Raw genomic sequence first — 26,208 nt, 5'->3', positions numbered from 1 at the left:
AGCCCGCAAGGAGAATGACATGACTGTATCAACGCCCATTCGCTGGGGGATTCTTGGGCCGGGCGGCATTGCCAAGGCCTTTGCCGATGGCGTCGCCGGTTCGCGCACCGGGAAAGTGGTTGCCATCGGCGCGCGCAACCCCGGCAAACCGGGTCTGGCCGAGAGCTTTCCCGGCGCCCGCATCCTCGACGGTTATGACGCTCTTCTCGCCGATCCGGAAATCGACGCGATCTATATCGCGGTTCCGCATCCCGGCCACGCGCAATGGGCGATCAGGGCGGCGGAAGCCGGAAAACACGTGCTTTGCGAAAAGCCGCTCGGGCTGACCGCGTTCGAGGCCGACGCCATGATGCATGCGGCGCGCAAGGCCGGCACCTTTCTCGGCGAAGCCTTCATGTACCGGCTGCATCCGCAGACGCTGCAACTGGTGGATCTGATCAAGTCTGGCGTCATCGGCGAGATCAGGATGATCAAGTCGAGCTTCGGCTTCGCCATGCCTGATTTCATGCCGGAGCACCGGCTCTACGCCAACGACCTCGCCGGCGGCGGCATCCTCGACGTCGGCGGCTATCCCGTGTCGATGGTGCGCCTCATTGCCGGCGCTGCCGCGGGAGAGCCATTCGCCGAACCCGACAAGGTGGTGGGCGCCGCCCACCTTGGCCAGTCCGGCGTCGACGAATGGGCCTCCGCTGTCCTGCATTTCCCCGGTGGCATCGTCGCCGAGGTTTCCTGCAGTATCTCGCTAAACCAGGACAACGTCCTGCGCATCTTCGGCACCAGGGGCCGCATCGAGGTGCCGGACTTCTGGTTCGCCGGCGGCGACCGCGATGTCGGCCTCGGCCGGATCAACGTGATCGGCGCCGACGACGCCGAAGAGACCATCAGCGTCAACGAGCAGCGCCATGTCTATTCCTTCGAGGTCGATGCCGCCGGTGAGGCGATCCGCGCCGGGCGGCAGGAATTCGCCTGGCCGGGCATGGGCTGGGCCGACAGCCTCGGCACCTTGCGCGTGCTCGACAGATGGCGCGCGGCGGTGGGGCTGGAGTACGAGATCGAGAAGGCCTCGCTGCGCACCGACACCATCTCCGGCCGACCTCTGCGGCACGGCGGCACCGCGATCGGCAAGCGCACCATTCCGGGCCTGCCGAAACCGACCTCCGTGGTGGCGCTCGGCTTCGAGGATTTCCGCACCTTCTCTTCCGGGTCTATCCTGCTCGATGCCTTTTTCGAGGCTGGCGGCAATCTGTTCGACACCGGCTACGTCTATGGCGGAGGCTACACCGAGACGTTGCTCGGCCAATGGCTGGGGAACCGTGGCGTGCGCGAGCAGTCGGTGATCATCGCCAAAGGCGCGCACTCGCCGCTCTGCTATCCCGACGTAATCGCAAAGCAGCTTGCTCAGTCGCTCGACCGCCTGCAGACCGACCATGTCGACATCTATTTCATGCATCGCGACAATCCGGACGTGCCGGTCGGCGAGTTCGTCGACGCCATGGACCGCGAGGTGAAGGCCGGGCGCATTCGCGGTCCCTTCGGCGGCTCCAACTGGACGATGCAGCGCATGGACGAGGCCATCGCCTATGCCGAGCGAACCGGCAAGCAGAAGCCCGGCGCGCTCTCCAACAATTTTTCGCTGGCCGAAATGCTGGAGCCGATCTGGGCCGGCTGCATCACCTCCTCCACCGACGACTGGAAAGCCTGGCTGACATCCAGGCAGATGCCGAACTTCGCCTGGTCGAGCCAGGGGCGCGGCTTCTTCACCGACCGCGCCGGGCGCGACAGGCTGGACAGCGAGGAACTGGTGCGGGTCTGGTACTCCGAGCGCAATTTCGGCCGCCGCGACCGGGCGATCGAACTCGCCGCCAGGCTGCGCAAGAGCCCGATCCATATTGCGCTGGCCTATGTCCTCAACCAGCCTTTCCCATCGGTCCCGTTGATCGGGCCGCGCACGCTGGGCGAACTGGACGACAGCCTGCGGGCGCTGGACATTGCGCTTTCGCCGGCCGAACTCGAGTGGCTGGACGGCGGCAGCCTGCACGCGGCCTGATTAGGTCTCAAGCGGCGTCAGGTCTCGTCGTCCGACACCCTGGCGCCGCGCCTGGCTGGCGTTCGCAAGCTGGCATACATGCCGGTGGTGCGGAACTGGCTGGGCGTCGTGCCATAGAGGCGGCGAAAGACCTTGGAAAAATAATTCGCGTCCTCGAAACCGCACAGGATGGCCACTTCCTTCACCGGCAGGAAGTCCGCCTTGGTCAGCAGTTTCGCCGCCCGCTGCAGCCGCTGCTGCAGAACGAACTCGGCGGGCGGCAAGCCTTCGCTTTCGGCGAAGCAGCGCGAAAAATGAGCCCGGCTCAGCCCGCTGATCTGGACCAGGTCCGCCACCGGCAGGGCTTTGTCGAGATTAGCGTTGATATGATTGATGACCGGCTGCATGGCGCTCTGTTTTTCGGCAAAGGCGTGCGAGCCGAACACATCGTCGTAGAGCGCCATCGCCGCCTCGTAGGCGATGGCCGAAGCAGCGCCTGGGGAAGCGGCCCCTTTGATAAGACGCAGACTGCAATCGGCGAGATGATCGATCGTCGCCGGCTGCAGCCGAAAGACCGGTCCGGACACGTCGAGGATCGACTTGTGGACGCGCAACGCCTCCTCGCCGTTCATCGAGATCCAGAAATATTCCCAGCGCTCGCCCCTGGCCAGCCAGTAGCGGTGGTTGTGCGGCACCAGCACCAGCAGCGTGTCGTTCGTCTGCAGGCGGTAATCGCGGTTTTCGTAGCGCAACCGGCCGGTACCGCCGATCGTATGCTGCAGGACGGTGAACGGTGTCTGACCGCGCTTTCGGCCGTCCCAATCATAGGTCACGTCCTCGCGCACCTCATAGCCCGTGCTCGTCGGCATGGCATGCAGGCGCTGGCGGCCGCGCGGCAGCGACACCGTCCGCATCGACTCTCCGTTGGCGATCAAATCCCGCAGCACAAAATTACCCCTGAAAGCATAATCCTTCTCTGGTCGCGCCCGCGAATAAGCGCATAATCGCGCCTGGAAGAACGCGAATAACCCGCGAACGAGGAGCGGGCGGGAGGAGAGAAAAGCCGGATTCCGGCTTGAACGGCATGCGCCCAAAAGGCGTGTGGCCAATTTTCTTCCCTTGCTGCTCCCTGCCTAGCATTCGATTGGACCGAGGTGAAGGTGATGAGTTTCAAAATCGCTATTATCGGCGCCGGCAGCGTCGGTTTCACCAAGAAGCTGTTCACTGACATTCTGTGCGTGCCGGAATTCAAGGGCATTGAATTCGCGCTGACCGATGTCAGCGAGCACAATCTTGCGATGATCAAGGCGATCCTCGACAGGATCGTCAAGGCGAACAAACTGCCAACGCGGGTGACCGCGACGACCGACCGCCGCGAGGCACTCGAGGGCGCGCGCTACATCATCAGCTGCGTGCGGGTCGGCGGCCTCGAAGCCTATGCCGATGATATCCGCATTCCCTTGAAATACGGCATCGACCAATGCGTCGGCGACACGATCTGCGCCGGCGGTATTCTTTATGGTCAGCGCAACATTCCGGTGATCCTGGATTTCTGCAAGGATATCCGCGAAGTCGCCGACACCAACGCCAAATTCCTCAACTATGCCAACCCGATGGCGATGAACACCTGGGCGGCGATCGAATACGGTAAGGTCGACACGGTCGGTCTCTGCCATGGCGTCCAGCACGGCGCCGAACAGATCGCCGAGGTGCTGGGCGCGAAATCGCCGCGGGAACTCGACTATGTCTGTTCCGGCATCAACCACCAGACCTGGTTTATCGATTTGCGGCTGAACGGCCGCAAGATCGATAGGGATGAGCTAATTGCCGCCTTCGAGGCACATCCGGTCTATTCCCAGCAGGAAAAGCTGCGCATCGATGTGCTGAAGCGCTTCGGCGTCTATTCGACCGAAAGCAACGGCCATCTCTCCGAATATCTGCCTTGGTACCGCAAGCGCCCCGACGAGATCACGCGCTGGATCGACATGTCCGACTGGATCCATGGCGAGACGGGCGGCTACCTCCGCTATTCCACGGAAACCCGCAACTGGTTCGAGACCGAGTATCCGCAATTCCTCGAAGCGGCGTCGAAACCGATCGACGCGTCAAAGCGCTCCAACGAGCATGCCAGCCACATATTGGAGGCGCTGGAAACCAACCGCGTCTATCGTGGCCACTTCAACGTCAGGAATGAGGGCGTGATCACCAATCTGCCACGGGACGCCATCATCGAGTCACCCGGTTTCGTCGACCGTTTCGGCATCAACATGGCCGCCGGCATCACCTTGCCGGAAGCCTGTGCCGCTACTTGCATGGCCTCGATCAACGTCCAGCGCATGTCGGTCCACGCCGCTATATCTGGCGACATCGATCTTCTGAAGCTTGCCGTGCTGCATGACCCGCTGGTCGGCGCGGTGTCGACGCCGGAGGAGGTCTGGCAGATGGTCGACGAAATGGTCGTCGCCCAGGCGCAATGGCTGCCGCAATATGCCCACGCGGTTCCGGCAGCCAAGGAGAGGCTGTCGAAATCCACCGTCAAGACGCGGGAATGGGCCGGTGCCGCTCGGCGAAGCGTGCGCTCGATCGAGGAACTGCGCGCCGAAAAAGCCGCGCTGAAACAGGCCGTCTGAGAACCGGGTGCGGCGGCGGATCCACGGGAGGCAGATCCACCGCAGTCTGCCGTCCAGGCAAGATACGAGCAGCAGCAAACGTCTGAACACGAGGGAGGAGATAATGAGGTACCTACGCAGCATTGGCATCGCCGCCGGACTGGCGCTGAGCGTGTCCGTTCCGGCGCTCAACGCTTTCGCTTCCGAGCCGACAGTCCCACCGGTTCCGGCGACGTTTCCGGCCGAGGGCAAGATCAAGTACGTGCCGCGCGACTCCATCCTGGAGTTCAAGGCGCTTCCCGACTATCACGAGCCCGATTGGGTCACGGAAAAATACGTCAAGGTCGGCAAGCTGCCGCCGGTGAAAGATCGGCTGCCGAAAGAGCCGCTTGTCTTCAAGACCGCCAACATGCCGGACGGCGTCGGCGTCTATGGCGATACGATGCGCCATGTCATCGGCGGAAGGCCCGAAGGCTGGAACTACGGCGCCGGCCAGACCCAGGGGTGGGGCGGCATCGACATCGGCCTTTCCGAGTGCCTGACGCGCACCGCGCCGCTGTTCCAGGTCGAGGCGAAGGACACCGAGCCGCTGCCCAATCTCGCCAAAAGCTGGGATTGGTCGGCCGATGGCCACAAGCTGACCATGCACCTCGTCGAAGGCGCCAAATGGTCCGACGGCGTGCCATTCAACGCCGACGACGTCATGTTCTACTGGGACGACGAGGTCATGGATCCCAACGTCTCGCCGCTCAATGGCGCCACTCAGGAAACCTTCGGCGTCGGCACGACGCTGAAGAAGATAGACGACTACACCGTCGAGTGGACCTTCAAGGACGCCTTCCCGAAGCAGCACCTCTACGCAATGGCCTATGGCACCTTCTGCCCCGGCCCCGCGCATATCTTGAAGCCGCGGCACCCGAAATATTCGAAGAACACCTACGACCAGTTCAAGAACGCCTTCCCGCCGGAATATATGAACATGCCTGTCATGGGCGCCTGGGTGCCGGTCGAATATCGGGCGGACGACATCATCGTCATGCGCCGCAATCCCTATTATTGGAAGGTGGACGAGAAGGGCAACCAACTGCCCTATCTCAACGAGCTGCATTACAAACTGTCGACCTGGGCCGACCGCGACGTTCAGGCGGTCGCAGGCGCGGGCGACTTCTCCAACCTCGAGCAGCCGGAAAACTTCGTCGCCTCGCTGAAGCGCGCGGCGGAGGCGAACGCGCCGGCGCGCCTGGCCTTCGGCCCGCGGCTGATAGGCTACAATCTGCGCCTGAACTTTTCCGCCAACGGCTGGGGCAACCCGGACGAGCGCGGCCAAGCGATCCGCGAACTGAACCGCAACGAGGATTTCCGCAAGGCCGTCACCATGGCGCTTGACCGCAAGGCGCTGGGCGATTCCCTCGTCAAGGGGCCGTTCACCGCGATCTATCCAGGCGGCCTCTCCTCGGGCACCAGCTTCTACGACCGTAAATCCACCGTCTACTATCCTTTCGACCTCGAGGGTGCCAAGGCCGAACTCGCCAAGGCCGGTTTGAAGGACACAGACGGTGACGGCATCGTCAACTTTCCTGCCGGTACCGCCGGTGGCAAGAACGTCGAAATCGTGATGCTGGTCAACAACGACTACACGACCGACAAGAGCCTTGCCGAAGGCGTGGTCGCGCAGATGGAAAAGCTTGGCCTCCGGATCGTGCTCAACGGGCTTAACGGCACCCAGCGCGATGCCACGCAATATTCAGGCCGCTTCGACTGGCTGATCCGGCGCAATGAGCAGGAGCTGACCTCCGTGGTGCAGAACACCGTGCAGCTCGCTCCGGTCGGCCCCAAGACCAGCTGGGATCACCGCGCGCCGGAAAGCGGCGAGGTCGATCTGATGCCTTTCGAGAAGGACCTCGTCGACATCGTCAACAAGTTCGTCTCGTCGGCGGATAACAACCAGCGCGCCAGTCTGATGCGGGACTTCCAGAAGATCTCGACCGAGCACGTCTACAATGTCGGCCTGACGGAATATCCCGGCGCCCTGATCGTCAACAAACGCTTCTCCAACATCCCGCAAGGCACGCCGATCTTCATGTTCAACTGGGCGGAGGATTCGATTATCCGCGAACGGGTCTTCGTCGCGGCCGACAAACAGGCGAAATACGAATTGTTCCCCGAAGAGCTTCCCGGCAAGCCTGGAGACAAGGGTCCGATGTAAGTCTAAGGGCCGATGCAAGTTTACCTCCCCTGACTGAGAGAGACCCGGCCGCGTCGATGGCGCGGCCGGGACAAACCAACCCTCCGGGCGCCTTTAAAGCGAGCGTCCGGCGAGATGAGGAAGCGGACCGTCCATGCTGCGATTCCTGCTCATGCGCATAGCGTCGGCAATCCCGGTTCTCGCTATTTTGAGCCTCGTCACCTTTGCCATTATCCAGGCGCCGCCTGGCGATTATGCCGACTACATCCGCTCGCAGCTGATCAACCAGGGCGGAGCCTCCTTCGCGGAGGCCGACGCGCAGGCCCAGGCCTATCGCGTCGAACACGGCCTCGATAAGCCGCTGCCCGTCCAGTACCTCAACTGGATCGGCGGCATCGTCACCCGTGGCGATTTCGGCTACAGCCTCTATTACAACAAGCCAGTGGCCGAGGTCGTCGGCGAGCGGCTGCCGCGCACGCTGCTGCTCGCGCTGGTCTGCCATCTGCTCGCCTCGGTGCTCGGCATCACCTTCGGCATCTGGGCCGCGACCCGGCAATACACCTGGATCGATTCCACGCTGTCGGCCATCGCCTTCCTCGGCATGACGGTGCCGCGCTTCCTGATGGCGCTGATCATCGTCTATCTCCTGGTCTTCCAGTTCAACGTATCGGAGATCGGCTCGTTCTTCTCGCCGCAATATGGCGGCGCGCCATGGTCGTGGGCCAAATTCGTCGACCTGGTCAAGCATGTCTGGCCGGTGGTGGCGATCGCCACCTTCGGCGGTCTCGCCTACAATATGCGTGTCATGCGCGGCAATCTGCTCGACACGCTCAACGCGCAATATGTCGAGACAGCCAAGGCCAAGGGCCTGACGGGCAGCGCCGTCGTCATGCGCCACGCCGTGCCCAATGCCTTGCATCCGCTCGTCATGTATCAGGGCGTGGTGCTGCCCTACATGCTGACCGGCGAGATCGAGACGGCGATCATCTTCGCGCTGCCGACCGTCGGTCCGGCGATCGTCGGTTCGATGGCGGTCGGCGATGTCTATGTCACCGCCACCTTCATGATGGTGCTGTCGGCGACGCTGATCGTCGGCAACATCATTGCCGACATGCTGCTCGTCCTGCTCGATCCGCGCGTGCGTCAGTTCGGGGAGGGCTAGATGCTGGCTCGAGAGCCTTCACCACCGCCACTGCCGGCCGAGCGATCCACAGTGGCGCCCGCACGCGGCAATGAGAGCTACATGGCGCTGGTTTGGCGCCGGCTGAAGCGCTCCTGGACCGGAATGGCGGGGCTTTGGCTGGTCGTGCTGCTGCTGGTGATGGCCGTGTTCGCCGAATTCCTGGCGCCGATGGACCCGAAGGCGACCGATGTCGGCTTCGCCCCGCCGCAACTGCCGTCCTTCCACGACAAGGACGGCAATTTCGTCGCGCGGCCGAGGGTCTATGCACTGTCGGATTCGGCCGATCTCGATCCGGTCACCTTCCAGCCCATCGTCGGCCCCGACTACGACCACCCGAGGCTGCTTGGTTTTTTCGTCGAGGGCGCGCCTTACAAGCTCTTCGGGCTGATCCCGGCGGACCGGCACTTATTCGCCTCGACGGACGGCCAGCCCGTGCATTTCCTCGGCACCGACAAATTCGGGCGTGATGTGCTGTCGCGCGCTATCCATGGCTCGCGCGTCTCGCTGATGATCGCGCTGACGGTGGTCTTCATCATCACGGTCATCGGTACCACGGTGGGCATGGTATCGGGCTATTTCGGCGGCCGGTTCGACGTCTGGATGCAGCGCTTCGTCGAACTGGTGCTCGCCTTCCCGCAACTGCCGCTCTATCTGGCGTTGACGACGCTGATCCCTGTCACCGCGCCGACCAATGTGTTCCTCGGCTTTGTCATCATCGTCATGTCGGCGTTGGGCTGGGCGCAGATGTCGCGCGAAGTGCGCGGCAAGACACTGGCGCTTGCGCGCATCGAATATGTGCGCGCCGCCATGGCGGTCGGCGCCACCGACCGGCGCATCATCCTGCAGCACATCTTCCCCAATGTGATGAGCCACGTGATCGTCGCCGTGACGCTGGCGATCCCGACGGTGGTGCTGCTCGAATCCTTCCTCGGTTTCCTCGGTTTTGCCGTCAAGCCGCCGCTGATCTCCTGGGGGCTGATGCTTCAGGACACCGCGACCTATTCCGTCATCGGTACCTATCCCTGGATCCTGACGCCGGTCGGTTTCGTGCTGGTCACCGTCTTTGCCTTCAACGCGCTCGGCGACGGCCTGCGCGATGCCGTCGATCCATATTGAGGGACTGGGATGACCATCGTACTCGCCGAGCCCTTCGCACCAGCCTTCCGCCTCGATCATCATGGGCGCCAGGGAGAGCCCGTCATCGACGCCCGCAACATCGAGGTCGCGTTCAAGGTCGAGCACGGTGTCGTCGAGGCGGTCAAGGACATCTCATTCCAGCTCTATCGCGGCGAGACGATCGCGATCGTCGGCGAATCCGGTTCCGGCAAGTCGGTGACGGCGCGCACCGTCATGGGCCTGCTGTCGCGCCGCGCAACGGTGTCACCGAAATCGAGCGTCTGTTATGACGGACAGGACATTCTGAAATTCCCCGAGAGCGCCCGGCGCAAGCTGCGCGGCAACCGCATCTCCATGATCTTCCAGGAGCCGATGAGCTCACTCAACCCGATTTACACGGTCGGTAGCCAGATCGTCGAAGCAATCCGGGTGCATCGCAAGGTGAGCCGCAAGCAAGCCTGGGCGCGCGCTCTCGAGCTGCTGCGGCATGTCCAGATACCCGAGCCCGAGGCGCGGCTCAAACAATATCCGCACCAGCTGTCGGGTGGGCAACGGCAGCGCGTGATGATCGCCATGGCGCTCGCCAACGATCCGGACGTGCTGATCGCCGATGAGCCGACGACCGCGCTCGACGTCACGGTGCAGGCGCAGATCCTCAACCTGATCCGCAATCTGCAGAAAGAGCTGCGGATGGCGGTGATCCTGATCACCCACGACCTCACCGTGGTGCGCAAGTTTTCCGACTACGTATATGTGATGCAGCATGGCGAAATGTGCGAGCACAACGTCACCGAACGGCTGTTCGCCGATCCGCGGCATCCCTACACGCAGCGATTGCTTGCCTCCGAACCAAGAGGACGGCCGCAACCGTTGCCCGAGGGCTCTGGCACCATCCTCGAAGCGAATGGCGTGCGCGTCTGCTTCATGCTGCGCCACGGCACGTTCCTGAAGCCGGACTGGCGTGAACTGGTCGCCGTCGACGACCTCGACCTCAAGCTTTGCCGCCATGAGACGCTTGGGCTGGTCGGCGAATCCGGCTCCGGCAAGACCACGTTCGGCCAGGCGCTGCTCCGGCTGACCGACGCGAAACGCGGTGAGATCCGCTTCGATGGCCAGCCGATCCATGGCCTGTCGCGAGCGCAGATGCGGCCGCTGCGCTCGCGCATGCAGATCGTCTTCCAGGACCCGTTCTCCTCGCTCAACCCACGCATGACGATCGGCCAGATCATCGAGGAAGGGCTGGTCGTCAACAGCATTGGCGCGACACGGCGCGAGCGGGTCGAGCGGGTGCGCGAGGCGCTGGTCAGCGCGGGCATGCCGGGCGATATCCTGTCGCGGTTTCCGCATGAATTCTCCGGCGGCCAGCGGCAGCGCATCGCCATCGCCCGGGCCATCGCTCTGGAGCCCGAATTCATCCTGCTCGACGAGCCGACATCGGCGCTGGATCTCTCCGTCCAGGCGCAGATCATCGATCTGCTGCGCAAGCTGCAGGACGAGCGTGGTCTGAGCTATCTCTTCATCTCGCACGACCTCAAGGTGGTGCGGGCGCTGTGCCACCGCGTCATCGTCATGCAGCACGGCAAGATCGTCGAGCAAGGACCCGTCGACCAGGTCCTCACCAATCCCAAGACCGCCTACACCGAACGGCTCGTCAGGGCCGCTTTCGAGGTGGCCTGAATATATGCCGGAGGTTAACGTGGCAAGACATCCCAGGATCACTTTCATCGGCGCCGGCTCGACGGTGTTCATGAAGAACATCGTCGGCGACGTGCTGCAGCGCCCGGCGCTTTCGGGCGCAACGATCGCGCTGATGGACATCAATCCGCAGCGGCTGGAAGAAAGCGCCGTCGTCGTCAACAAACTGATCGCCACGCTCGGCGTCAAGGCGAGCGCCGAGACCTACACGGACCAGCGCAAGGCGCTGGCGGACGCCGATTTCGTCGTCGTCGCCTTCCAGATCGGCGGCTATGAGCCCTGCACCGTCACGGATTTCGAGGTGCCGAAGACATATGGCCTGCGCCAGACCATCGCCGATACGCTCGGCGTCGGCGGCATCATGCGCGGCCTCAGGACCGTGCCGCATCTGTGGAAGATTTGCGAGGACATGCTTGCCGTCTGCCCGCGGGCCATCATGCTGCAATATGTCAACCCGATGGCGATCAACACCTGGGCGATCTCGGAGAAATATCCCGAGATCAGGCAGGTCGGGCTGTGCCACTCGGTGCAAGGCACGGCGATGGAGCTGGCACACGATCTCGACCTTCCCTATGACGAGATCCGCTATCGCTCGGCTGGCATTAACCACATGGCCTTCTACCTGCAATTCGAGCATCGCCAGCCGGATGGATCCTATCGCGACCTCTATCCCGATCTCGTGCGTGCCTATCGCGAAGGCCGCGCGCCGAAACCCGGCTGGAATCCGCGCTGCCCGAACAAGGTGCGCTATGAGATGCTGACGCGGCTGGGCTATTTCGTCACCGAGAGCTCGGAACATTTCGCGGAATACACGCCCTATTTCATCAAGGACGGCCGCCCCGATTTGATCGAGAAATACGGCATTCCTCTCGACGAATACCCCAAGCGTTGCGTCGAGCAGATCGAGCGTTGGAAGGACCAGGCGCAGGCCTACCGCTCGGCCCAGCGCATCGAGGTCGAAGAGTCCAAGGAATATGCCTCCTCGATCATGAATTCGGTCTGGACCGGCGAACCGTCGGTCATCTACGGCAATGTGCGCAACAATGGCTGCATCACCTCGCTGCCGCGTGATTGCGCCGCCGAAGTGCCGTGCCTGGTCGATGCATCCGGCATCCAGCCAACCTATATAGGCGACCTGCCGCCGCAATTGACGGCGCTGATCCGCACCAACATCAACGTGCAGGAACTGACGGTGCGGGCGCTGATGAGCGAAAACCGCGAACACATCTATCACGCGGCGATGATGGATCCGCACACCGCGGCCGAACTCGATCTCGACCAGATCTGGTCACTGGTCGACGATCTCCTGGCCGCACATGGCGACTGGCTGCCGGCTTGGGCGCGCGTCAAACGCAAGAACGAAGCCGCCTGACCGGCGCTCGTCTACTTCGGCTCGTCGGCGTCCGGTTCTTCCTCGTCGTCGCGGGCCGAGATGACATACGCACCCTTCAGCCAGCGGTTGAGGTCGATGTCCTTGCAGCGCGTCGAGCAGAATGGATAGGTTTCGCGCGCCGATGGCTTGCCGCATTCCGGGCACGGGCGCTTGGGCCGCAGGGGCGTGACCTTGTCGTCGAGGCTCATGGTCGCGCGGACAACCAGTTTTGATGCGTCTTGAAACCTTCGCCCGACAGCAGCGCCACCGTCTCGTAGAGCGGCAGGCCGACAATGTTGGTATAGGAGCCGACGAGCTTGACGACGAAAGCGCCGGCCAGCCCTTGCACGGCATAGCCGCCGGCCTTTCCGCGCCATTCGCCGGACGCGACATAGGCGTCGATCTCCTCGCGCGGCAGCCGCTTGAAACGCACCCGCGTCTCGACCAGCCGCTGGCGCAGTTTGCCGCCCGGCGTGATCAGGCAGATGCCGGAATAGACCCGGTGCGAACGTCCGGACAACAGCCCGAGGCAGTTGGCGGCGTCGTCTAGCGTCTCGGCCTTGGGCAGGATGCGCCGCCCGACGGCGACCACCGTGTCGGCCGCCAGCACGAAGCTCGGCGCATGGTCCGTCTCGGACTTCAGCGATGCGAACGCCTTCTCGGCCTTTTCCTTCGACAGCCGTTTGGCCAGCGAGCGCGGATGCTCCGCACGCAGCGGCGTTTCGTCGATATCGGCTGGCAGGATGCGGTCCGGCTCGATGCCGGCCTGCTGCAAAAGTTCGATGCGGCGCGGCGAACCCGAGGCAAGCACCAGCTTTTGCAAAATGCTCATCGCTTTACCGGCCGGGTCTTGATCTTACTTGAAGCGGTAGGTGATGCGGCCCTTGGTCAGGTCGTATGGTGTCATCTCGACCAGAACCTTGTCGCCGGTCAGCACGCGGATGCGGTTCTTGCGCATGCGGCCGGCAGTATGGGCGATGATCTCGTGTTCGTTTTCGAGCTTCACCCTGAACATCGCGTTGGGCAACAATTCCGTGACGATACCCGGAAACTCGAGGACTTCTTCCTTCGGCATTCGATACCTTTGCTTGGATGGCGGTTCCAGCGCCCCGGCTGGAATTTCGGCGGAACCTATATGATAATCTGTCGCTTGTGAACACGCTTAATCGCCAGGCCTCGGAACGGTGAACCGGCTGTGGATCCGGGCTTTCAGCCGCTCGCGCACGTCGCGATAGCTGGCCATGATGTGTTCGCGCGTGCCGCCGGCATCGGCCGGATCCGGCGTCGGCCAGTATTCCACCTCGACGGCAAGCGCGCGCGTGAGTTCGAGCGCGGCATGGTGGGCCTCCGGCGCCAGTGTCACGATCAGGTCGAAATAGTCGTCCTCGAGATCGTTCAGCGTCCTTGGATGACGCTCGCCCAGCGACAGCCCGTCCTCGGCAAGCACGGCATCGACGAACGGGTCGCGCTCGCCGGCGCGCACGCCGGCCGAGGCGACGAAGACGGTGGCGGGCAGCATCCGGCGCGCCAGCTGCTCGGCCATCGGCGAGCGCACGGCATTCATGCCGCACAGGAACAGAACCGAGCGGGGCAGGGCGCCGGGGGCCAGGATCAGCCCCGCCAGTGCAGCACGCAGACCAGCGTGAACAGCCGCCGCGCCGTGTCGAAGTCGATGTCGATCTTGCCGGAGAGCCGATCCATCAGCGTCTGCGAGCCCTCATTGTGCAGGCCACGGCGGCCCATGTCGATCGCCTCGATATGACTCGGCGTCGAGGAGCGGATGGCGTCGTAATAGCTCTCGCAGATCATGTAGTAATCCTTGACGATACGCCTGAGCGGCGTCAGCGACAGGATGTGGGTGACGACGGCGGTGCCGTCCTCGCGTGCCACGGCAAAGACCAGGCGGGACTCGGCCAGCGACAGCTTCAGCCGGTAAGGACCTGCACCGCTGTCATTGACAGGCTGAAAACTATTCTCTTCGATCAGGTCGAAGATCGCCACCGCCCGCTCATGCTCGACATCGGGCGTCGAACGGCCGATCGACTCATCGAGTTCGACATCGATCAGTTTTGCGCGGGTTTGATCGGAGCCCGTCATACCGGCCTACATGTTCAGCCGTATGGCGACAGAGCGGCCATGCGCTTCAAGCCCTTCCGCCCGCGCTAGTGCGATCGCCGCCGGTGCCAGCACGCGCAACTGCTCCGGTCCGAGTTTGAGGACCGAGGTGCGCTTGACGAAGTCGAGCACGGACAGGCCCGACGAGAAGCGCGCCGAGCGCGCCGTCGGCAGCACGTGGTTGGAGCCGCCGACATAGTCGCCGATGACCTCGGGCGTGTGGCGGCCGAGAAAAACCGCGCCCGCGTTGCGCATCTTCGCCAGGAAGCCTTCGGCATCCTCGATGGCTAGCTCGACATGTTCGGCGGCGATGCGGTCGACCAGCGGCGGCGCGGCCTCGACCGTCGCAACCAGGATGACGGCGCCGAAATCGCGCCAGCTCTGGGCCGCCGTTTCCGCGCGCGGCAGGCTCCGCAGCTGGCGTTCGACCGCCCGTTCGACCGCCTTGCCGAATGCCGGGTCGTCGGTGATCAGGATCGACTGCGCCGACACGTCATGTTCGGCCTGGGCGAGCAGATCGGCGGCGATCCAGTCCGGATCGTTGTCGCCGTCCGCCACGACCAGCACTTCGGAAGGGCCGGCGATCATGTCGATGCCGACCGTGCCGAACACCTGCCGCTTGGCCGCGGCGACATAGGCATTGCCAGGACCGACGATCTTGGCGACGGGCTTTATCGTCTGCGTACCATAGGCGAGTGCCGCGATCGCCTGCGCGCCGCCGACGCGGTAGATTTCGGAGACACCCGATATATCCGCGGCCACCAGCACCAGCGGGTTGACGACGCCGTGCGGTGCCGGCACGACCATGACGATGCGCTCGACGCCGGCTACCTTGGCTGGCACCGCGTTCATCAGCACCGAGCTTGGATAGCTTGCCGTGCCGCCCGGCACATAGAGCCCGACCGCCTCGATCGCCGTCCAGCGCGAGCCGAGCTCGACGCCGGCGGCATCCGTGTAGCGTTCGTCCTGGGGCTTTTGCCGCTGGTGATGGGACCGGATGCGGTCGCGTGCGAATTTCAGCGCCTCGACCGTGGCCGGATCGGCCTCGGCATAGGCGCCGGCAATGTCTTCCGCCGAGACGGCAATGCCGAGCTTGGCGAGGTCGCCTCCGCCGAATTTCCGCGTGTAGTCGATCAGTGCCGCATCGCCCTCGGCACGCACGCGCGCGATGATGTCTCGCACCACGGCGTCGACATCGGCCGATACCTCGCGCTTGGTCGTGAGAAACGCGGCGAAACGCTGCTCGAAATCGGCGTCGGACTGGGCAAGCGTGATGGCCATCGTATGCTCAAGCCCTGTGTATGGGGCGCGACGTGGCTTCCCACGCGCCGCCAATATCGGCAAGGCGGGCCTCGATGCATTCGACATCGAGCATGATCGTGCCGCCGCCCGAAAAGATCAGTTCGACGATGCCCGCGGGCTTGCTGATCTCGATAAAGCTGATCGCCAGCAAGGAGAGAATTTCGGCCGGCTTGTCGCGGGCGATGCCGCTGGTCTTGGCGCCCAGCACCCGGTCGAAATGCAGCACTGCCTGCCGTCGTTCATTGTGCTGGCGAAACAGGCCGGATTTGGCCTCCCACACGAAGCGGTTCATGGTCAGCACGAACCGTTTGGCCTTGGGCAGGAATTCGAGATCCGAGACCTTCATCACGGCGTCCTGGAGATGGGCCGAGACGATGCCCAGATCCTGGTCGTCGAGCGCGATAAGCTTGAGGGCGGTCATCCGGATTTTCGACCTACAGGTTGGTTTCAGCCTCTGTTAGGCGGTCTTTCCGGTCGGTGCAACCACCCCACGACGTCCGCCCGAGGCATTGCCTCGGGTTTGCGGTGCGGGCGGACGGGCGGAGGCGCTACGAGCCGCCGTTGCTAGAAGCTGCTGCCGTCCGACCGTCAGGCGGAAATACGTTCGATCACCGCGCCGCAGTTGGACAGCTTTTCCTCCAACCGCTCGAAACCGCGGTCGAGATGGTAGACACGGTTGACCGTGGTTTCGCCTTCGGCCGCCAAGCCGGCGATGACCAGCGAGACGGAAGCGCGAAGATCGGTCGCCATGACTGGCGCGCCCTTCAGCTTCGCCACGCCGTCGACGATGGCCGTCTGCCCAGAAAGCGTGATGTGGGCGCCGAGCCGAGCCAGTTCCTGGACGTGCATGAAGCGGTTTTCGAAGATCGTCTCGGTGATGCGCGATTTGCCCTTGGCCATGGTCATCAGGCCCATGAACTGCGCCTGCAGATCGGTCGGGAAGGCCGGGAAGGGAGCCGTCGTCACGTCGACGGGTGAAATGCCGGCGCCATTGCGCTTCACGCGGATGCCGGAATTGGTCTGGGTGATCTCCGCGCCCGTCTGGGAAATCACGTCGAGCGCCGTCTGCAGCAGCTCCGGCCGTGCGCCTTCCAGCACGACGTCGCCGCCGGTCATCGCCACCGCCATGGCATAGGTGCCGGTCTCGATGCGGTCGGGGATGACACGCACGCGCGCGCCCGACAGCGCTTCGACGCCGTCGATGGTGACGGTCGGCGTGCCGGCGCCGGAAATTCTGGCGCCCATCGCGTTGAGGCATTCGGCGAGATTGACGATCTCGGGCTCGCAGGCGGCGTTTTCAAGCACCGTCTCGCCCTTGGCCAGCGACGCCGCCATCATCAACACATGGGTGGCGCCGACGGAGACTTTCGGGAAGACATAGCGGTTGCCGACGAGGCGGCCGTTCCGGGTCTTGGCGATGACATAGCCGGTATCGACATCGATGTCGGCGCCCAGTGCCTGCAGGCCTTCGAGGAACAGATCGACCGGGCGCGTGCCGATGGCGCAGCCGCCGGGCAGCGACACCTTGGCCTCGCCCATGCGGGCCAGCAGCGGGCCGATCACCCAGAACGAGGCGCGCATCTTCGACACCAGTTCGTAAGGCGCCGTCGTGTCGACGATGTTGCGGGCGGAGAAATTGATGGTGCGCGAATAGCCCTCATTCTGCTTCTCGCGGCGGCCGTTGACCGAATAGTCGACGCCATGATTGCCGAGGATGCGGATCAACTGCTCGACATCGGCCAGATGCGGCACGTTTTCCAGCGTCAGCGTGTCGTCGGTCAGAAGCGAGGCGATCATCAGCGGCAGGGCGGCGTTTTTCGCGCCCGAGATCGGAATGCTTCCGGCAAGCTTGTTGCCGCCGACAATTCTGATGCGATCCATTGGAGACTGTCCCTCTCGGCCAGAAAAGGGCCGGTTCAATCGTTTGAGTATCGGCCCGTCTAGACCATTGACCAATTTGGTTCAAGAAATAGGATTTCGCCCACTCCGGCCCAAGAGTGGCCGATTTGAGTTAATCTTTCTTCATTTCCTTGGCCGCGCCGAGCCCGTCGGGCCGCTGGTCGGCCTCACCTGTCCGGCGCGAACGCGACTGCGCCTTGCGCTTCTGCAGATTGGCGCGCAACTGCTCGGCGAGCCGGTTCTTGCGGGTTGTTCCGCTGTTCCTTGGTGGATTTGTCTTGTCGTTCATTGTCCCGCCACGGCTGGCGACCAGCCAACCCGCTTTCAGGGATAGCCAACATTGTGGCGCCGCCATGTCAATAAAAGCTATCCGGCAAAGCCATTCACAGAAGCGTTGTTCTTGGCCTTGCGCTTGCCGGTTCGATATGGCAGAAGCCCCGCCATCAGCGGCTGCGGTAGCTCAGTGGTAGAGCACTCCCTTGGTAAGGGAGAGGTCGAGAGTTCAATCCTCTCTCGCAGCACCAGCCGCCCTACAAACAACGCAGCCTGTGACACGGTCTTTTCGTCTTTCCGGCACGGACAGGCGATGAAGCCACGGCATGCGCCGGAATCCGTGGATTGCCCACGGCGTTTGTTCCCTTTGCGCTACCGGGATGATCTAGTGCCCCTTCCCATTCCGGGCATGGGTGCCGAGGCCGTACATGCAGATATTCGAGGCCATCAAGAGCGATCTGTATCGCTACACGCGCAGCAGCGACATCGTGACGTTGTGCCGGCAATATCTCACGAATCGGGGCTTCAACTACATGGTCTGGCACCGGATCGCGCAGTCGGACAATTCCGTCGTGTGCCGGATAGCCCGTCTCTTCCTGTCGCTGAAGATGAGGAAATTCGGCATACAAATCCCCGTGGAGACCAGCATCGGGCTTGGCTTCTACATCGGCCATGGCGGCCCGTGCGTGGTCCATCATACGGCAACGATCGGCAACAACTGCAACATATCCCAGTATGTGACGATCGGGGCGACGCTTGGCAAATCCGCGTCGATAGGGGACGAGGTCTATATCGGCCCAAACGTGTGCATCGTAGAGGAGGTCACGATCGGCAGCCGCTCGCTTATCGGCGCGGGCGCCGTTGTTACCAGGGACATTCCGGCAGGGAGCACCGCGGTCGGCGTTCCGGCGAGGCCGATCGACAAGGCGCGGCAGCACAATTTCATCACCAATCGATGGCCGTCGGCAATGTGAACTGGCCTATGGCGCTTGCCGGTGGCGCGCCCTCATCGGTCGAACGCATGCTCGGCATGACACGATTCGTTAACCAAGATGCTGTTCTTCGACATGATGGTTTGTCGGACTGCTGCCTGTCCGCCTGGTCGACGAGCCTTTCGCGAACACCGATTTTGTCTCAGCGGTCAAGTTTTCCAACCTGTGGGAAGGCAAGGCGCATCTGCTCGACAAATCGGGCCATGCGCCGTTCTGGGATTCTTCGGACCGCTTCAACCCGATCTTCGCCCGGCTTCCTGGCAAGCGTGGATCAGACATAGACCCGCCGCAAGGCCACCGACCAGCCGCCATCGACCGGAATGAGTCCAGCCCTGCCGGCCGCGTTGCACTTGACAGGCGAGGAGGGCTGCGCGGCGTCGTTGGCAAACGCATGCCTGTGCGGCTATTACGGCAAAGATGCGGAGGGCAGTCAGCTTTCCGTTGGAGTGCGACATGACCGTATTTACACGCCGCGGACTTCTGAAAACGGCAGCGTTTGCCGGCGTGAGCGGGCTCGGGCTTGCCGCCATGGGCAGGATTGGCGGCTGGGCCGCGGCCACGCCTGACCCAGTGATGCTGCGGACGGCGAAAATCCAGGCGAAGCTCATCGATGTCGGCCAGACCAACAATGTGCTGACGTACGGCAACGCGGGAATGCCGCCGGTGCTCAGGATGAAAAAGGGCGAACCCTTCGCCGCGCGCCTCGTCAACGCCATCGATGATCCGACGACCATCCACTGGCACGGCATTCGCCTGCCGAACAAGATGGATGGCGTGCCCTTCCTGGTGCAGCCTTACGTCTACACCGGCGATCATTTCGACTATGCCTTCACGCCGCCCGACGCCGGCACCTTCTGGTATCACCCGCACTGCAACACGCTGGAGCAGATGGGGCACGGCCTGACCGGCGTGATCGTGGTTGAAAACCCGAACGATCCGAAATTCGACGCCGAATTTGTCCTCAACCTGCGCGACTGGCGCCTTGGCGACGACGGCCAGTTCATCGATCAGTTCCGGCCGCGCGATGCGGCGAGAACCGGCACCTACGGCACGGTGCGTACCGCCAACTGGCTCGATCAGCCGCAATATGACGCTCCCGCCGGCGGGCTGGTGCGGCTACGCCTCGCCATTACCGATGTCACCCGCATCCATGCGTTTCGGGTCGACGGCGCCGAAGCGATCGTAATGGCGCTGGACGGCAATCCGGTGCCGGAGCGCTTTGCGCCCGATGCCTTGCTGCTTGGACCGGGACAACGCATGGAACTCGCCATCCGCATGCCCGACGATGACGGCGCGATCGCCAGCCTGCGAGACGTCAGGGGCACCAAGCCCAAGGTGCTGGCGACGCTGCGCGCGACGGGCAACTCGCTCAAGCGGGACCTTCGCGACGTTGCCCCGCTGGAAGTGAATCCGGTGGCGGAAGTGGATCTCGGCTCGGCCCAGCATATCTCCCTGTCGCTCAGCGCCACGGCGCAGAACGTTCCGAGCGACAGCATCTGCGGTTCGCTCGGCTACAGTTTCTGGGCGATCAACAAGGTGCCGTGGCCGGGCGATACGCCCGATCCAACCGCGCCGCTGGCCGAGCTGAAGCTCGGCAGGAGCTATGTCATCGACATGGAGAACCTGACGCCGCAATCGCATCCGATGCATTTGCACGGCATGAGCTTCAAGGTTTTGTCATCCTCGACGCGGCCGGTGCGGCCGTTGATTTCGGACACCTATCTCATCCAGCCCAATGAGAAGGTGAGCCTTGGCTTCGTCGCCGACAATCCCGGCGACTGGCTGCTGCATTGCCACATCATCGAGCACCAGAAATCGGGCATGACGAGTTACGTCAGAGTGGTCTGAACCGAGCCCACCGAAGGCGGCATTGTCCGCGACCTACTTGCGCTCGATGATTCGGTGTTGCTGTTGATGCGGAACGCGGTCCATGATCCAGTTCAGGATGTGGCGTTCGGCAGGATTGCGCCGAGGCGAGATGCGGCACCGAAATGCCGGGAACGCCGAAGGATTGGGACTGTTCGCAACAATGTCAATTGGCTGGCCTTTGGGCCAATTGACCAAGGCCAAGACGCTTGTTTCGCGTCATTTTCGTTGGAAATCGCCGGTCGCGAGCGGTTTTGTTGGCACAGGGGACCGGTCCCTGCTAATTCGCCTCCAAACCAAGAAGCTGTGGACATCCCGCATGACCAATGTCGCCTTGACCGGGCTTGCCCGCGATCTCGCCAGACGTGCCGCCGAGGGCCGCCCGGTACGCATAGGCGTCATCGGCTCAGGCGAAATGGGCACTGACCTGGTCACGCAAGGCATGCTGATGCCCGGCATTGCGGTTTGCGCCGTCTCGACCCGGCGCCCGCACACCGCGCGTGACGCCATCCGCATCGCCTACGGTGACGAAGCGATGGCGGTCGAAGCCGACACCGCGTCGAAAGTCACCGCGGCCATCGAGGATGGAAAAATAGCCATCACCTCGAACGAGCTGCTGGTCACCAACCCATTGATCGACGTCGTCATAGACGCCACCGGCAAGCCAGGCGTCGCCGCCGATTTCGACCTGATGGCGATGGAGCACGGCAAGCACCTGGTGATGATGAATGTCGAGGCCGACGTCACCATCGGCTGTTACCTCAAGCAGCAGGCCGACCGGCTTGGCGTGGTTTATTCGGTCGGCGCCGGCGACGAGCCGTCGAGTTGCATGGAACTGATCGAGTTCGCGTCCGCACTCGGCCTTACCATCGTCTCGGCCGGCAAGGGCAAGAACAACCCGCTCAACCACGATGCCGTGCCCGACGACTATCGCGAGGAAGCGACCCGCCGCAACATGAACCCGCGCATGCTGGTCGAGTTCGTCGACGGCTCCAAGACCATGGTCGAGATGTGCGCCATCGCCAACGCCACTGGGCTGGTGCCCGACGTGCCCGGCATGCATGGTCCCAAGGCCGACCGCGATGATCTCGTCAAGGTGCTGATCCCGCGCGAGGATGGTGGCCTCCTGCTGAAAAAAGGCGTCGTCGACTACACCATCGGCAAGGGTGTGGCGCCCGGTGTCTTCGTCATCGTCGAGGCGACGCATCCGCGCATCGTCGAACGCATGGACGACCTGCATATCGGCCGCGGTCCCTATTACAGCCTGTTCCGGCCGTACCATTTGACGTCACTCGAAGTGCCGCTGACCGCCGCTCGCATCGTGCTGTTCGGCAAGCCCGACATGGTCCCGCTGCCGCGGCCGGTTGCCGAGGTCTGCGCCGTCGCCAAGCGCGATCTCGCCGCCGGCGAAATCTTCGATGCGATCGGCGAGGCCTGCTATCGCTCCTGGACCATGACCGTCGGCGACGCGCGTGCCCAGCGCGCCGTGCCGGTCGGCCTGCTCGAGGGCGGCAAGGTGCTGAAGCCGGTCAGGAAAGGCGAACTGCTGACCGCCGACAATGCAACGCCAGACCGGACGACCAGTCTGTTCGCGCTGCGCCGCCTGCAAGACGAGATGCTGTACGGAAACAAGCCCGTTGTGGCTCTGTCATGACAGTTGCGCCATATTGTAATGGCAGATGACGCTGAGGATCGATCAATGAACCTCCAGATCAGGGACCCGCGTGCACGTGAACTGGCACAGCGGCTCGCCGCCAAACGCAAGATTTCGATGACCGAGGCGGTGATCGAAGCTCTTGAGTCCGAACTGAAACGGGAAAATGGACGCGCTCCGTTGGCGCGGCGGCTGGCTGCCATCGCCGATGAACTCAAAGCCAGAGCTGGCCAGGGCGGCCCGGCCCGTACACAAGGATGAGATCGATGAGATGTGGGGCCACTCCTGACGTTTGTCGACACCTCGGCGGTCGTCGCAATTCTTTCGCTAAAAGGAGATGCTGGCGAGTGGAGCAACCGCATCTCGGTAGCACCTCGCAAGATTACTTCCGCGCTGGTGGTGCTCGAGGCGGCTATGCGGCTTTCAACTATGCTGGCCGTCGAGTTGCTTGTCGCTGAAGTGGCGATAGAGGCTTTTCTGCGCGAGTGCGAAATCGAAATCGTTCCCATCGACGCCCGCGACGCCAAGCTCGCGGTCCAAGCTTTTCAGACTATGGAAGAGGACGCGGACATCGCGCCCAACTCAACCTGGCCGATTGCCTGTCCTATGCATGCGCAAAGAGCCGCGGCTCTGCTCTGCTCTACAAAGGCAACGACTTCTCGCATACCGATCTGGCCTAGGGAGTCTGCTCTATTTCCCTAGTTCGATCGACCGCAGCCGCGCCGCGTCCACCGCCTCGGTGAGCAGATTGGTCAGCCGGTCTTCGTCCATCAGCACGCCAAGCGCCGCCGCCGTGGTGCCGTTGGGACTGGTCACCTGCTTGCGCAGCACGGCCGGGTCCTCGCGGCTTTCGGCGGCGAGCGATGCGGCGCCGTAGACGGTCTGCATGGCGAGCAGCCTGGCGGTCGCCGCCGGCAGGCCGGCCTTCTCGGCGGCCACCGTCAGCGCCTCGATGAAATGGAAGATATAGGCCGGACCCGATCCGGACACGGCGGTCACCGCATCCATAAGGCCCTCGTCCTCGATAGTGGCCACTTCGCCGCTGGCCGACAGGAGGTCGGCGACGAAGCGCCTGGCGTCGGCGGAAACCAGGGGATTGGAAAACACCACCATCATGCCCTTGCCGATGGCCGCCGGCGTGTTGGGCATGCATCGCACAACGGGGGCACGGTTGCCGAGGATGCCCTCGAAGGTGGCGGACGGCGTGCCGGCGGCAATGCTTACGAAAGTAGTGCGTCCGTCGCCGAAGCGCTTGTAGGCGGCGGTGACGTCGCGGATCACCTGAGGTTTCACCGCGATGACGACCAGATCGGGCACGGCATCCGCCGGAATAGCTCCGGCATCCGCTGCCGCGCCGCAGCCAAGCGCCACTGCGCGATCGCGCAGCTCGGCATTGGGCTCGACCACGAAAACCGCCGAGGGTGCAAGCTTGCCGGACTTCAGCCAGCCCGAGAGCATGGCGTAACCCATATTGCCGCAACCGGCGAGAACAAGCCTGATCGTCATCGAGAGCCCTCCGAGGAAAGGCCATGACATAGACGCTCGCGTATCGGTGGGGAAGCCCTCTCAGGACCGCTGAACAGGCGTGCGCACCGCGATCGGTCGCAACGACACTTGCCTCAGGCCCAGCACGCCGAGCACGAAGAACAGCCAGACCGGATCGCCGCGATGGAAGAAGAAGCTCTCGAGAAAGGCGTTGAGTGCGGTGAACAGCACCACCATCATGAAGAAATCGCCGAGATAGATGTTCTCTTTGCGCGGCGGAATGCGCATATAATCGCGCAATGGTGCGATGAGGAAAGTGTAGACCGCTACGCAAAGGGCAGGGATGCCCATCAGCACCGCGATGTCGAGATAGCCGTCATGGCCGTGCACGATGGTCCTGATGTCCCACGGGCGATCGAAGGGTTGGTCCTGGTTGAGCAGCAGCGGCGTGCCCCAGAAGCTCTCATAACCGTAGCCGGTCCACGGCTTCTTCGCCAGCATCGAGCCGGCGAACTCCCACAGCGTCGTCCGGCCGGTATAGGTGAGGTCGGGGAAGTAGATGGCCGCCAGATGCTTCACCGGCGACAGGAAGACGATGCCCAGCGTGCCGACCGCCGTGGCAATGATCGCCAGCATGAACAGGATCGGCGTACCGAGCCGCATGCCCATCAGGCTCGGAAACATCACGATCAGGATCGAGAACGGCACCAGCCCGGCGGTGGTCTTGGAGCCGGTGTGCAGCATGAAGATCATCGCCGCGCTGAAGATACCCGCGCCCCACCAGCGCTGGCCGCGTCGGTAGAGATAAAGCCCGGCGAAGCTGAAGCAGGCCATGATCGGGCCGGCGATGTTCTTGTGGGTGAACACGCCGCGCCACAGGCCGGCATGTTCGGGCTCCTGCGAGTCAGCCGTGTGCATCGCCTCGTGCGGAAAGACGATCAGGCCGAGATAGGACAGGCCCATGACCACGACCGCGGTGAAGATGATGACCCTGGAGAAGGACTCGGCGTCGCGGGGTAGCGCCAGGATCGTTGCCATCGTCAGGATGCCGATCATGGTGAAGGACGCCGCGCGCATTGCCGAGGGCGGATCGGTCGCCAGCACCACCGACAGGAAGAAAAAGCCCAGCATCAGTATCCAGGACGGGCTGAGCAGCGAGCGCACGACGCGCGGATCGGCGAAGGCCATCAGAGCGAAGATCGAAATCCCGCCGAGCGAGCCGAAGCCGAGCTGATTGACGATGTCGCCCCCTTCGCCGATGAGTTCGGCGCCGGCCGGCTGGAACGGGCGGAAGGACACCATGATGACGGTGAACAGCAGCGCGGCGATCGCGGTCGCCACACCCGCGCGCGTGAACGCGGCGCTGAGCGGGGCGCGCTCAGTTCTTCTCAGGCTGGCGGTATTGCTCATTGGCGTATCCGAATTCGGCCAGCACGCGGCCGAGCGCCACATGGATGGGGTAGATGGCCACCGCCGGGGATCCCGTGCGCGCCAGCCGCATGATGCCGCGAAACGGCGAGGCGGCAAGCAGCGCCAGGCTTCTGGCGAATACCTTGGCGCCGGCGAACGGCATGCCGGCGCGCCTCTTCTTTTCCACCAGTGTCGAGATGACACCGTTGCGCAGGCTGCGGGCGCGGATCCAGTCGGTCTCGACGCGCCGGGCCGGAACGGTCTCCCGCACCTTGGCTTCGGCGCACCAGCCCAGCACGAAGCCGCGTTGCGCCGACCGGCTGAGAAAGTCGGAATCGCCGCCGCCCATGAAATTGAATCTGAGATCGAGGAACGGCGGCCCCATCGCGGTCAGCACGTTGCGCCCGACCAGAAGATTGCCGGACGAATAGAGCGCGGGCACTCGTCCCGTCTCCCGGTAGGGGGGCGCGAAGACGGGATGCTCGGCCCATTTGGCATGGGCGGGTTCGGCAAAAACGGGCACCTGCGGGCCGCCGACGACATCGGCGCCGAGCGTTTCGGCGGCGTGGCACATCCGCTCCAGCCATTGCGGATCGGCGATCTCGTCATCGTCGATGACCAGCAGGTGCTTGAAGTACGGGAACTGCAGGATCGCCGTCCGCCAGCCGGCATTGTAGGCGCTGCAATTGCCGCGCTCATGCGCGATGATGACCATGCCCGGTATCTCGCCGCGCTCGAACAGCGGCAGCACCGCCTTGGCGCCCTCCCGCGCCTCGGCCTCGTTCTCGATGACAATGACGGCAAAGCACCTGTCGGTTTGCTGCGCGCGAAGCGACGCCAGTGTCTCCAGCACCTGCCGCGGCCGCTTGAAGGTCGGCAAGGTGACGATCGCTTCGACGGCCTCCACGTCGAGCAGGCGGGACCGTCCCGCGATCGATACCGAACCGTCCAATGGCAAAGGGATCATCCGTGTCCAGCCGCGTCGTGAGTCGCGTTCTGGTAGCACCACGATGATAAGGTTTCGTT

General features: G+C 63.4%; 25 protein-coding genes, 1 tRNA gene and 1 pseudogene. 14 read left to right on the top strand and 13 right to left on the bottom strand.

Annotation, left to right across the window (positions count from 1 at the left end; genetic code table 11):
* Positions 1 to 19 precede the first annotated feature (19 nt).
* On the top strand, positions 20 to 2,047 hold the full coding sequence (locus tag X739_RS141805) for an aldo/keto reductase (RefSeq protein WP_023772769.1): 2,028 nt from the start codon (positions 20 to 22) through the stop codon (positions 2,045 to 2,047).
* 17 nt (positions 2,048 to 2,064) lie between these two features.
* On the opposite strand, the gene X739_RS141810 is transcribed toward X739_RS141805, so the two are convergent.
* Positions 2,065 to 2,940: an AraC family transcriptional regulator gene (locus X739_RS141810; protein WP_084056461.1), complete on the bottom strand. Its 876-nt coding sequence runs from the start codon at positions 2,938 to 2,940 to the stop codon at positions 2,065 to 2,067.
* Positions 2,941 to 3,189: 249 nt separating this feature from the next.
* Here X739_RS141810 and X739_RS141815 point away from each other — a divergent pair, with 249 nt between their 5' ends.
* The 6 genes from X739_RS141815 to X739_RS141840 all read left to right on the top strand — a co-directional run bounded on the left by X739_RS141815 (position 3,190) and on the right by X739_RS141840 (position 12,186).
* Positions 3,190 to 4,656 (top strand): alpha-glucosidase/alpha-galactosidase, encoded by a 1,467-nt coding sequence (locus X739_RS141815; protein WP_023772771.1) that lies wholly within the window; start codon positions 3,190 to 3,192, stop codon positions 4,654 to 4,656.
* 103 nt (positions 4,657 to 4,759) lie between these two features.
* Positions 4,760 to 6,841 carry an ABC transporter substrate-binding protein gene (locus tag X739_RS141820; protein ID WP_023795662.1) on the top strand — a complete coding sequence of 694 codons (2,082 nt, stop codon included), beginning with the start codon at positions 4,760 to 4,762 and terminating at the stop codon, positions 6,839 to 6,841.
* Between the two features lie 133 nt (positions 6,842 to 6,974).
* Positions 6,975 to 7,982, top strand: coding sequence for an ABC transporter permease (locus X739_RS141825; protein WP_023772773.1), 1,008 nt, complete (start codon positions 6,975 to 6,977; stop codon positions 7,980 to 7,982).
* Complete coding sequence (locus tag X739_RS141830; RefSeq protein WP_023772774.1) at positions 7,983 to 9,119, top strand: ABC transporter permease; 1,137 nt, start codon at positions 7,983 to 7,985, stop codon at positions 9,117 to 9,119.
* Positions 9,120 to 9,128: 9 nt separating this feature from the next.
* Positions 9,129 to 10,796 carry an ABC transporter ATP-binding protein gene (locus tag X739_RS141835; protein ID WP_023772775.1) on the top strand — a complete coding sequence of 556 codons (1,668 nt, stop codon included), beginning with the start codon at positions 9,129 to 9,131 and terminating at the stop codon, positions 10,794 to 10,796.
* 19 nt (positions 10,797 to 10,815) lie between these two features.
* Positions 10,816 to 12,186 (top strand): alpha-glucosidase/alpha-galactosidase, encoded by a 1,371-nt coding sequence (locus X739_RS141840; protein WP_023772776.1) that lies wholly within the window; start codon positions 10,816 to 10,818, stop codon positions 12,184 to 12,186.
* Between the two features lie 11 nt (positions 12,187 to 12,197).
* On the opposite strand, the gene yacG is transcribed toward X739_RS141840, so the two are convergent.
* The 9 genes from yacG to X739_RS0135235 all read right to left on the bottom strand — a co-directional run bounded on the left by yacG (position 12,198) and on the right by X739_RS0135235 (position 17,791).
* Entirely contained in the window at positions 12,198 to 12,395 is a 198-nt protein-coding gene (yacG, locus tag X739_RS141845) for a DNA gyrase inhibitor YacG (RefSeq protein ID WP_023772777.1), read from the bottom strand.
* Positions 12,392 to 13,018 carry a Maf-like protein gene (locus X739_RS141850; protein ID WP_015316264.1) on the bottom strand — a complete coding sequence of 209 codons (627 nt, stop codon included), beginning with the start codon at positions 13,016 to 13,018 and terminating at the stop codon, positions 12,392 to 12,394. Before X739_RS141850 ends, yacG begins: the two co-directional genes overlap by 4 nt.
* 24 nt (positions 13,019 to 13,042) lie before the next feature.
* The gene (gene infA / locus X739_RS141855; RefSeq protein WP_006329283.1) at positions 13,043 to 13,261 is read right to left on the bottom strand and encodes a translation initiation factor IF-1; all 219 of its coding nucleotides are present in this window, start codon (positions 13,259 to 13,261) and stop codon (positions 13,043 to 13,045) included.
* An 87-nt stretch (positions 13,262 to 13,348) separates the two neighbouring features.
* Positions 13,349 to 13,810, bottom strand: a complete 462-nt coding sequence (locus tag X739_RS141860) for a low molecular weight phosphatase family protein (protein ID WP_084056455.1) — start codon at positions 13,808 to 13,810, stop codon at positions 13,349 to 13,351.
* Positions 13,798 to 14,283, bottom strand: coding sequence for a UPF0262 family protein (locus X739_RS141865; protein ID WP_023772779.1), 486 nt, complete (start codon positions 14,281 to 14,283; stop codon positions 13,798 to 13,800). The genes X739_RS141860 and X739_RS141865 overlap by 13 nt, the downstream gene beginning before the upstream one ends.
* A gap of 6 nt (positions 14,284 to 14,289) precedes the next feature.
* Complete coding sequence (gene hisD / locus X739_RS141870; RefSeq protein WP_023795661.1) at positions 14,290 to 15,582, bottom strand: histidinol dehydrogenase; 1,293 nt, start codon at positions 15,580 to 15,582, stop codon at positions 14,290 to 14,292.
* A 7-nt stretch (positions 15,583 to 15,589) separates the two neighbouring features.
* Positions 15,590 to 16,024, bottom strand: a complete 435-nt coding sequence (locus X739_RS141875) for a DUF2948 family protein (RefSeq protein ID WP_023772781.1) — start codon at positions 16,022 to 16,024, stop codon at positions 15,590 to 15,592.
* Between the two features lie 167 nt (positions 16,025 to 16,191).
* Entirely contained in the window at positions 16,192 to 17,484 is a 1,293-nt protein-coding gene (murA, locus tag X739_RS141880) for a UDP-N-acetylglucosamine 1-carboxyvinyltransferase (protein WP_023772782.1), read from the bottom strand.
* 130 nt (positions 17,485 to 17,614) lie between these two features.
* Positions 17,615 to 17,791 carry a hypothetical protein gene (locus tag X739_RS0135235; protein ID WP_023772783.1) on the bottom strand — a complete coding sequence of 59 codons (177 nt, stop codon included), beginning with the start codon at positions 17,789 to 17,791 and terminating at the stop codon, positions 17,615 to 17,617.
* 160 nt (positions 17,792 to 17,951) lie between these two features.
* Between X739_RS0135235 and X739_RS141885 the strand changes: the two genes are divergently transcribed.
* The 7 genes and pseudogenes from X739_RS141885 to X739_RS01000000166485 all read left to right on the top strand — a co-directional run bounded on the left by X739_RS141885 (position 17,952) and on the right by X739_RS01000000166485 (position 22,989).
* Positions 17,952 to 18,026, top strand: a tRNA-Thr gene (locus X739_RS141885).
* Between the two features lie 177 nt (positions 18,027 to 18,203).
* The gene (locus X739_RS141890) at positions 18,204 to 18,749 is read left to right on the top strand and encodes a serine acetyltransferase (RefSeq protein WP_023772802.1); all 546 of its coding nucleotides are present in this window, start codon (positions 18,204 to 18,206) and stop codon (positions 18,747 to 18,749) included.
* A gap of 127 nt (positions 18,750 to 18,876) precedes the next feature.
* Positions 18,877 to 19,048: pseudogene (locus X739_RS1000000170720) on the top strand (alpha/beta hydrolase); the annotation flags it as partial.
* 172 nt (positions 19,049 to 19,220) lie between these two features.
* A complete protein-coding gene (locus tag X739_RS141895) occupies positions 19,221 to 20,615 on the top strand; it encodes a multicopper oxidase family protein (RefSeq protein WP_023795660.1) in 1,395 nt (464 codons plus the stop codon).
* 337 nt (positions 20,616 to 20,952) lie between these two features.
* Positions 20,953 to 22,287, top strand: a complete 1,335-nt coding sequence (locus X739_RS141900; protein WP_023795659.1) for an NAD(P)H-dependent oxidoreductase — start codon at positions 20,953 to 20,955, stop codon at positions 22,285 to 22,287.
* 45 nt (positions 22,288 to 22,332) lie between these two features.
* Complete coding sequence (locus tag X739_RS01000000166490; protein WP_245273936.1) at positions 22,333 to 22,548, top strand: type II toxin-antitoxin system VapB family antitoxin; 216 nt, start codon at positions 22,333 to 22,335, stop codon at positions 22,546 to 22,548.
* A gap of 12 nt (positions 22,549 to 22,560) precedes the next feature.
* Entirely contained in the window at positions 22,561 to 22,989 is a 429-nt protein-coding gene (locus X739_RS01000000166485) for a type II toxin-antitoxin system VapC family toxin (protein ID WP_245273935.1), read from the top strand.
* Here X739_RS01000000166485 and proC read toward each other — a convergent pair.
* From proC to X739_RS141915, 3 genes are read right to left on the bottom strand one after another with little or no spacing between them, the layout of a single operon-like run.
* Complete coding sequence (gene proC, locus X739_RS141905) at positions 22,978 to 23,793, bottom strand: pyrroline-5-carboxylate reductase (protein ID WP_023795658.1); 816 nt, start codon at positions 23,791 to 23,793, stop codon at positions 22,978 to 22,980. The genes X739_RS01000000166485 and proC overlap by 12 nt on opposite strands.
* 60 nt (positions 23,794 to 23,853) lie before the next feature.
* On the bottom strand, positions 23,854 to 25,182 hold the full coding sequence (locus X739_RS141910) for an O-antigen ligase (RefSeq protein WP_023795657.1): 1,329 nt from the start codon (positions 25,180 to 25,182) through the stop codon (positions 23,854 to 23,856).
* On the bottom strand, positions 25,151 to 26,149 hold the full coding sequence (locus X739_RS141915; RefSeq protein ID WP_023795656.1) for a glycosyltransferase: 999 nt from the start codon (positions 26,147 to 26,149) through the stop codon (positions 25,151 to 25,153). Before X739_RS141915 ends, X739_RS141910 begins: the two co-directional genes overlap by 32 nt.
* Positions 26,150 to 26,208: the final 59 nt, after the last annotated feature.

It is taken from the genome of Mesorhizobium sp. LNHC209A00 (assembly GCF_000502915.1).
In the GTDB taxonomy this organism is placed as follows: domain Bacteria; phylum Pseudomonadota; class Alphaproteobacteria; order Rhizobiales; family Rhizobiaceae; genus Mesorhizobium.
This window is presented reverse-complemented; position numbering and strand designations above follow the sequence as displayed.